Here is a 7,833-nt window from a genome sequence, read left to right as displayed (position 1 = left end):
GTCGTCACCCACCAGGGCAAACAGCTGACGGCCAGCGGCCGTCACTACCGCGGCGCGGGCGCACGCAGGGCAGGTAGCGCCGAGCCATGCTCGGCGAGCGCAGCGGCGCAGCGATGACGACCAACGGTCGTCACCCACCGGGGCGAAGATCACCGACCAGGGCGAAGATCACCGACCAGGGCGAAGATCACCGACCAGGGCGAAGATCACCGACCAGGGCGAAGATCACCGACCAGGGCGAAGATCACCCACCGGGGCGAAGATCACCCACCGGGGCAGGTGCTGACGGCCAGCGGCCGTCACTACCGGCGCGCGGCGCGGCCGAAGCCAGCCATCCGCTATCATCGTCGGATGAAGTCAGCCTCCATTTCCTTCGCCATCCCCCCTGCGCCGCCTGCCTGCAGGCAGGCACGCGCATGAGCGCCATCATCCGTCCGCTGCCGGAAATCCTGATCAACCAGATCGCCGCCGGCGAAGTCGTCGAGCGGCCCGCATCGGTCGTCAAGGAACTGGTGGAGAACGCCATCGATGCCGGCGCCACCCGCGTGGATATCGAACTGGAAGAAGGCGGCGTGCGCCTGATCCGGATCCGCGACAACGGCAGCGGCATCGCCGCCGAGCAGTTGCCGCTGGCGGTTTCCCGCCACGCCACCAGCAAGATCGCCAGCCTGGATGACCTCGAAGCAGTGGCCACGCTCGGCTTCCGCGGCGAAGCCCTGCCGTCCATCGCGTCGGTCAGCCGCTTCACGCTCGCCTCCCGACGCGCGCAGGACGAGCACGGCTCGGCGCTGCAGATCGAAGGTGGCAAGCTCGGCGAGGTGCTGCCGCGTGCGCATGCGCCCGGCACCACCGTGGAAGTCCGCGAGCTGTTCTACAACGTGCCGGCACGGCGCAAGTTCCTGCGCGCCGAACGCACCGAGCTGGGACATATCGAAGAGTGGCTGCGTTCGCTCGCGTTGGCCCGCCCGGATGTGGAGCTGCGCGTTTCGCACAACGGCAAGGCGTCACGCCGCTACAAGCCCGGGGATCTGTACTCCGACGCGCGCCTGGGTGAGACGTTGGGCGAGGATTTCGCCAACCAGGCCGTGCGCGTGGATCACAGCGGTGCCGGCCTGCGCCTGCACGGGTGGATCGCACAGCCGCACTATTCGCGCGCCAGCACCGATCAGCAGTATCTGTACGTCAATGGCCGCTCGGTGCGTGATCGCAGCGTGGCGCACGCAGTGAAGATGGCCTACGGCGATGTGCTGTTCCATGGCCGGCAGCCGGCCTATGTGCTGTTCCTGGAACTGGATCCGACACGGGTGGATGTCAACGTGCACCCGGCCAAGCACGAGGTGCGCTTCCGCGACTCGCGCCTCGTGCATGACTTCGTCTACCGCACCCTGAAGGACGCACTGGCCGATACCCGCGCCGGCATGGCCGCACATGAGATCGGAGCCGGTGTCGAAGCGCAGGCCCTTCCGCAGGCGACGACGCCATGGTCAAGCGGCCAGCCCGGCGGCGGAGGCGGTGGTGGCGGCTACGGTAACTGGGGCGCGCAGCAATCGCCGCTGGGCCTGCAGGTGGCCGATGCGCCGGCGGCCTACGCCGCGCTGTACGCCGGGCCTGCCGGCAGCCAGCAATCGCTGCCGTCGATGCCGTCCGAACATGGTTTGCCGGTGACCAGCGCCGATGCCGGGGTGCCGCCGCTGGGCTACGCGGTGGCACAGCTGCATGGCATCTACATCCTGGCCGAAAATGCCGAAGGGCTGATCGTGGTGGACATGCATGCCGCGCACGAGCGCATCGGTTACGAACGGCTGAAGAATGCCCACGATGGCATCGGCCTGCATGCGCAGCCGCTGCTGGTACCGATCACCCTGGCGGTCGGCGAACGCGAGGCCGACACCGCCGAGCGCGAAGCCGAGACCCTGACCGCGCTCGGCTTCGACGTGACCCGCGCCGGCCCCGGCGCACTGCACGTACGCAGCATCCCGGCGCTGCTCGCCAATGCCGAACCGGAAGGCCTGCTGCGCGATGTGCTGGGCGACCTGCGCGAACACGGACAGTCGCGGCGCGTGGCGACCGCGCGTGATGAACTGTTGTCCACGATGGCCTGCCATGGCGCGGTGCGCGCCAACCGGCGGTTGACGGTGCCCGAAATGAACGCGCTGCTGCGCGACATGGAATTCACCGAACGTTCCGGCCAGTGCAACCACGGGCGCCCGACCTGGGCACGTTTTTCGCTGGCGGAGATCGACCGCTGGTTCCTGCGCGGACGGTGAAGGGGATGATCATGGGGAAGGGCTGCAACAGCGCCGCACTGATGCTGGCACTGGCGATGAGCGGGTGTGGTGGCAAGGCGCCCGAGGCGGCGCCGGCCGTGCAGGAAGATCCGGCCTTCGCACGGCAACAGCAGCAGTGGCGGATGCAGCGCTACCAGGAGCTGACCGCGCCGGATGGCTGGACCACGCTGGTCGGGTTGCACTGGCTGGAACACAAGGCGCATTACATCGGGCGTGGGCCGGGCAGTGGTATCCGCCTGGCCGTCGGGCCGGACAAGCTGGGCATGGTCAGCCGGCAGGGCGAGCGCTGGTCGTTCACGCCCGAACGCGGCGTGCCGCTGAGCGTTGACGGGATGGCGGTGACCGGGCGGATCGCATTCAACAGCGACCACGACCCGCAGCCGACACGTATCGCCTTCGATGACGGCAAGGGGCAGCTCAGCCTGTTGCAGCGCGGACAGCGCTTCGCATTGCGCATCAAGCATGCCGATGCCGCCTCGCGCAGTGGCTTCAGCGGGCTGGACTACTGGCCGGGAGGACCGCAGTGGCAGGTTCGCGCGCGCTTCCTGCCGCACCCGGCCGGGAAGACGCTGCCGATCGTGGATATCACCGGCCTGACCACCGCCATGCCCAACGCCGGGCTGGTGGAGTTCCAGCGGGGCGGCACGACCTACCGGATGGAGGCCATCGCCGAGCCCGGTGCGCCGCTGTTCCTGATCTTCGCCGACCGCACCAGCGGCCACGGCAGTTATCCGGCGGGACGCTACCTGGACACCGAAGCGCCCGGCGCCGATGGCCATGTGCTGGTGGATTTCAACCACGCCTACAATCCTCCCTGCGCGTTCACTCCGTTCGCGACCTGCCCGCTGGCACCGCCGGAAAACCGGCTGGACCTGCGCATCGAGGCCGGCGAGCGCGCCTACCACCCGCCCAAGGAAAGTGCGCCATGAAGCATTCCGTCATCCGCTGGATGATCGCCCCGCTGCTGCTGCTCGCTGCGGCCTTCAGCACCATCGCGGCAACGCCCGTGGCTGCGCCCAAGCCGGCGGTTACCCGCACCGCGCCCGTGCCGCTGCTGTGGAAGGTGACCGGCGCCGGTGATGCCCGCGTCTATCTGCTGGGATCCTTCCACCTGCTGCGGCCGGAGGACTACCCGCTGGCCGCGGAGGCTGAAAAGGCCTTCGATGCAGCGCAGCGCGTGGTGTTCGAACTGTCGGCGCAGGACATGGAATCACCGGAGCTGGCCGCCAGGATGGTGCAGGCGGCGATGCGCACCGATGGCAGCGAACTGCGCCGTGACCTTGGCGATGCCACCTGGGCCAGGCTGCAGGATTACGCCACGAAGCATCCACTGCCACTGGCGCAGATGCAGGGCCTCAAGCCGTGGTTCGTCGGCCTGAGCATCAGCATCGCGCAGATGCAGAAAATGGGGCTGGACCCCGCGCTCGGGCTGGACAAGCACTTCATGGACCGGGCCGCCAAGGCGGGCAAACCGATCCTCGGCCTGGAAACCATCGATACCCAGATCGGGGTGCTGGCCGGCATGGGCATCGCCGAACAGCGGCAGATGGTGGAAGAGGCGCTGGAACAATCCGACAAGGGCGATGCGGAAATCCGTGCGCTGCACGATGCGTGGCGGCGCGGCGACGACGTGCTGATGTGGAACCGCATGGCGGTGGACATGAAGCGCCAGTACCCGCAGCTTTACCAGCGCATCAACAGCGACCGCAACGATGCCTGGCTGCCGAAGCTGGAGCCGCACCTGCAGGCCGGGCAGGGCGGCACGCTGGTGGTGGTGGGCGCGCTGCACCTGCTGGGCAGCGATGGCGTGGTGGAGAAGCTGAAGGCCAAGGGCTACAAGGTGGAGCGGGTGCGCGCCAAGCGCTGAGCGCCTGCCTGCTGTTGCGGCAACGAAAAACGGCGCGTCCGCAAGGGCGCGCCGTTCTGCATCAGGCCAGCGGCCGCGCCAGGGTCAGCGCGTGCGGCCCTTGCCGCCGGCGGTTTCGGTCGGCTTGTGCGCAGCGCCGGGACCGGTGCCCGCACGCGGTGCGGCACCGCCCGGCGCGCTGCCCGGCCGCGGGCCGGTACCGGTGGAGGTGCCGCCCGGGCGCGGCCCGAAGCCGTTGCCCATGCTGCGCTGGAACTCCTGCCAGAGCTCCATGTTGCGTTCTGTCAGCTGGTTCATCATCGCCCACGGCGTCTGCCCGAGCAGGTTGCCCATCTGCTGGCGGAACTGCTGCTGCTGGTCGAGGAAGACCTGCATGCTGCGCTCCAGGTAGTTGCCCATGAAGCCCTGCAGGGAATCGCCATAGAAGCGGATCAGCTGGCTGAGCAGCTGGGTGGAGAGCATCGGCTCGCCGTCCTGTTCCTGGTCGGCGATGATCTGCAGCAGGACCGAGCGGGTCAGGTCATCGCCGCTCTTGGCGTCGCGGACCTCGAAGTCTTCGCCGTCCAGGATCAGCTGGCGCACATCCTCTATCGTGATGTAACTGGAGATCTCGGTGTCGTAGAGACGGCGGTTGGGATACTTCTTGATGATGCGGGTAGCAGCCATGAAGCAAGCACTCGTCACAGTAGACGCCCAGCATGGCGCAGCGCAGCACCCGTTGCAACGCCCAGAAGCCCTTGCAGCGGGGCCTGCGGGGGGTAATCATGTTGCGCAGCAAGGCTTTTCATGCTGCGCAGCATTTTTCGTCGCGGTTCAGCCTGCCCGGCGCCATGCGTGCGGCGACCGCCACACTGCGCGGGCGGTCCGGGCGGCGGTCACCAGCCCATGTGGTGGCCGCCATTGATGTCCAGGTTGCTGCCAGTGATCCAGGCCGCTTCGTCGTTGACCAGGAAGGACACGCCGTAAGCGATTTCCTCCGGCTTTCCGAGCCGCCCGGTCGGAATATCGGCGATGATCTTGGCGCGCACCTCCTCCGGCACCGCCATGACCATGTCGGTGGCCACGTAACCGGGGGAAATGGTGTTGACGGTGATCCCGAAGCCAGCATTTTCACGCGCAAGGGAGATGGTGAAGCCGTGCATGCCGGCCTTGGCGGCCGCGTAGTTGGCCTGCCCGTACTGGCCCTTCAGGCCGTTGATCGAGCTGATCTGGATCACCCGCCCCCAGCCGCGCCGGCGCATGCCCTCGATCACCGGCCGGGTCACGTTGAAGACCGAATTGAGGTTGGTGTTGATCACCTCGTGCCATTGTTCGGCGCGCATCCGGTGGAAGGTGGTGTCGCGGGTGATGCCGGCGTTGTTGACCAGGATCTCCACCGGTCCCAGCTCGGCTTCCACCGCGCGCACCATCGCCTCGGCACTTTCCGGGCTGGACACATCGCCGGGGAAGATCGCGATCGCCAGGCCGCGTGCTGCCATGGCCTGCTGCCAGGCCAGCGCCTTGGCATGGTCACGGTAATTGGTGGCGACCCGATGGCCCTGGTCGGCCAGGCGTTGGCAGATGGCGGTACCGATGCCGCCGGTGCCGCCGGTGACCAGTGCGACGCGTGGAGTCATGCTGCGCTTCCGTAAATCTGGTGGGGAACGTGATTCTGCAACATCAGCGGCCGCTGTGCGCCTGCGGACATGAAATGTCATGCCGGGGCACCCGGCCGCGATCGAATGCGGCAGCGGCCCGCTGCAGCAGGCCGGCCTGCGTGGCCGCGCCCGCCAGTGCGTTGGCGGGCTGTCCCAGCAGCCGCCAGAGATGGCGCAGCACGGCCACCGGATCGCCTTCGTCGACCCTCTCGGCGGCTTCGGACTTGGACAGTTTGCGGCCATCGGGACCCAACAGCAGGGGCAGGTGGGCATAGCTGGGGGTAGGCAGCCGAAGCGCGCGCTGCAGCAGGATCTGGCGTGCGGTCGAGTCAAGCAGGTCCGCGCCACGCACCACCTCGGTGATTCCCTGCGCCGCGTCATCCACCACCACGGCAAGCTGGTACGCCCAGCAGCCATCGGCACGGCGCAGGACGAAATCACCCACTTCGGCATGCACGTCCTGCCGCTGGGGGCCACGCAGGGCGTCGTCGAAGGCCACCACACTGGCGGGTGCCACGCGCAGGCGGATGGCAGGATCCGGGCGCGCGCGGCGTGCAACGCAGCGGTGGTGGATGCCGCCGCTGGCGGCCAGCTCACTGCGGCTGCAATGACAGGCGAACGCCTGGCCGCTGGCCAGCAGGGCATCCAGCGCGTGCTGGTAGCCGTCGTTGCGCTGGCTCTGCCACAGCACCGGGCCATCCGGGTGCAGGCCCAGGTGGCGCAGCAGGGCGAGCTGTGACTGCGCTGCGCCGGGGACGGTGCGCGGCGGATCCACGTCCTCCACGCGCAGCAGCCAGCGCCCGCCCTGGTGATGGGCGGACAGCCAACTCGCGAAGGCGGCGAGCAGGGAGCCGGCGTGCAGCGGACCGGTGGGCGAGGGCGCGAACCGGCCGCAATGAATGGGGGACGTCATGCTGGCTGAATCGTCGGTCAGGTTGGCGCTTGAATTCAAGCTGAAGTCACCGCAGATTTAGCACCGATACCCTCTCCAGAGCCAACTTTTCCCATGTTCAGTCGCATAGCCCTGTTCCTTCTTACCAACCTTGCGGTGCTGGTCCTCGCCGGTATCGTGATGTCGGTGCTGGGGGTCAATCCCGGCCAGATGAGCGGCCTGCTGGTCATGGCGGCGATCTTTGGTTTCGGTGGTTCCTTCATCTCACTGCTGCTGTCCAAGTGGATGGCCAAGCGTTCCACCGGCGCGGTGGTGATCACCGAGCCGCGCAACGATACCGAGCGCTGGTTGCTGAAGACCGTTGAGCGCCAGGCGCGCGAAGCGGGTATCGGCATGCCGGAGGTTGCGGTGTACGACGGCCCGGAGATCAATGCGTTCGCCACCGGTGCCAACCGCAACAAGGCGCTGGTCGCGGTGTCCACCGGCCTGCTGCACCACATGAGCGAAGACGAGGCCGAAGCGGTGCTGGGCCATGAAATCGCCCACGTCGCCAACGGTGACATGATCACCATGGCGCTGCTGCAGGGCGTGCTCAATACCTTCGTCATCGTGCTGGCCCGGGTGGTTGGCGGGGTGATCGACAGTGCGATGTCCGGCAACCGCGAAGGCGGCGGGCGCGGCATCGGTTATTTCGTGATCGTGTTCGTGCTGGAAATGGTGTTCGGCATCTTCGCCACGATGATCGCGATGTGGTTCTCGCGCCATCGTGAGTTCCGCGCCGACACCGGCGGCGCGCAGCTGGCCGGGCGGCAGAAGATGATCGCCGCGCTGGAGCGGTTGAAGGTCAACCACGGGCAGAGCACGCTGCCGAGCCAGGTCGCTGCGTTCGGCATTGCCGGCGGCATGGGGCAGGGCCTGCGCAGGCTGATGATGAGCCATCCGCCGCTGGATGAGCGGATTGCCGCGTTGCGTTCTTCTACGGTGGTCTGAAGCGGGTTGGTCGAACGGGTGGGGCCCCCTCGCGGGTGGCTCCAGTGCAACAGCCTTGGTCTGGGCCGGGCGGTGGGGCTGGTCGGGGGACGGCAAAAACTGCGTCCATGCGGGCCTCGTTTCGCGCCATCCATGGCGCTCAACGCCCCCGCCCAGCCC

The 7,833-nt window shown here is 67.9% G+C and carries 6 protein-coding genes and 1 pseudogene; 4 read left to right on the top strand and 3 right to left on the bottom strand.

Going from position 1 to position 7,833, the window contains the following annotated elements:
• The first annotated feature begins 416 nt into the window (after positions 1-416).
• The 3 genes from mutL to ABE522_RS17180 are packed head-to-tail and all read left to right on the top strand — an operon-like array spanning position 417 to position 4,155.
• A complete protein-coding gene (mutL, locus tag ABE522_RS17190) occupies positions 417-2,267 on the top strand; it encodes a DNA mismatch repair endonuclease MutL (RefSeq protein ID WP_346592742.1) in 1,851 nt (616 codons plus the stop codon).
• 11 nt (positions 2,268-2,278) lie between these two features.
• A complete protein-coding gene (locus ABE522_RS17185) occupies positions 2,279-3,217 on the top strand; it encodes a DUF1684 domain-containing protein (protein ID WP_406846389.1) in 939 nt (312 codons plus the stop codon).
• Positions 3,214-4,155 (top strand): TraB/GumN family protein, encoded by a 942-nt coding sequence (locus ABE522_RS17180; protein ID WP_346592741.1) that lies wholly within the window; start codon positions 3,214-3,216, stop codon positions 4,153-4,155. Before ABE522_RS17185 ends, ABE522_RS17180 begins: the two co-directional genes overlap by 4 nt.
• Before the next feature lie 84 nt (positions 4,156-4,239).
• Here the strand turns inward: ABE522_RS17180 and phaR are convergent, their stop codons facing one another.
• The 3 genes and pseudogenes from phaR to gluQRS form a co-directional block, all read right to left on the bottom strand.
• Positions 4,240-4,821: a polyhydroxyalkanoate synthesis repressor PhaR gene (gene phaR, locus ABE522_RS17175; protein WP_346592740.1), complete on the bottom strand. Its 582-nt coding sequence runs from the start codon at positions 4,819-4,821 to the stop codon at positions 4,240-4,242.
• 209 nt (positions 4,822-5,030) lie between these two features.
• Positions 5,031-5,771, bottom strand: coding sequence for a beta-ketoacyl-ACP reductase (phbB, locus tag ABE522_RS17170; protein WP_101100767.1), 741 nt, complete (start codon positions 5,769-5,771; stop codon positions 5,031-5,033).
• Positions 5,768-6,705 (bottom strand): annotated as a pseudogene (gene gluQRS / locus ABE522_RS17165) (tRNA glutamyl-Q(34) synthetase GluQRS). The gene phbB and the pseudogene gluQRS overlap by 4 nt, the downstream one beginning before the upstream one ends.
• Positions 6,706-6,798: 93 nt before the next feature.
• Between gluQRS and htpX the strand changes: the two are divergent.
• The gene (gene htpX / locus ABE522_RS17160; protein ID WP_346592738.1) at positions 6,799-7,674 is read left to right on the top strand and encodes a protease HtpX; all 876 of its coding nucleotides are present in this window, start codon (positions 6,799-6,801) and stop codon (positions 7,672-7,674) included.
• The last annotated feature ends 159 nt before the right edge of the window (positions 7,675-7,833 follow it).

The organism is Stenotrophomonas lacuserhaii, assembly GCF_039674585.1.
Lineage (GTDB): Bacteria > Pseudomonadota > Gammaproteobacteria > Xanthomonadales > Xanthomonadaceae > Stenotrophomonas > Stenotrophomonas pennii_A.
Note: the sequence above shows the minus strand (reverse complement) of the source record. Positions and strands in the feature narration are given on the sequence as shown.

Coding starts and splice junctions, on each gene's coding strand:
- mutL (WP_346592742.1), top strand. CDS start 417: ATGAGCGCCATCATCCGTCCGCTGCCGGAAATCCTGATCAACCAGATC.
- ABE522_RS17185 (WP_406846389.1), top strand. CDS start 2,279: ATGGGGAAGGGCTGCAACAGCGCCGCACTGATGCTGGCACTGGCGATG.
- ABE522_RS17180 (WP_346592741.1), top strand. CDS start 3,214: ATGAAGCATTCCGTCATCCGCTGGATGATCGCCCCGCTGCTGCTGCTC.
- phaR (WP_346592740.1), bottom strand. CDS start 4,821: ATGGCTGCTACCCGCATCATCAAGAAGTATCCCAACCGCCGTCTCTAC.
- phbB (WP_101100767.1), bottom strand. CDS start 5,771: ATGACTCCACGCGTCGCACTGGTCACCGGCGGCACCGGCGGCATCGGT.
- htpX (WP_346592738.1), top strand. CDS start 6,799: ATGTTCAGTCGCATAGCCCTGTTCCTTCTTACCAACCTTGCGGTGCTG.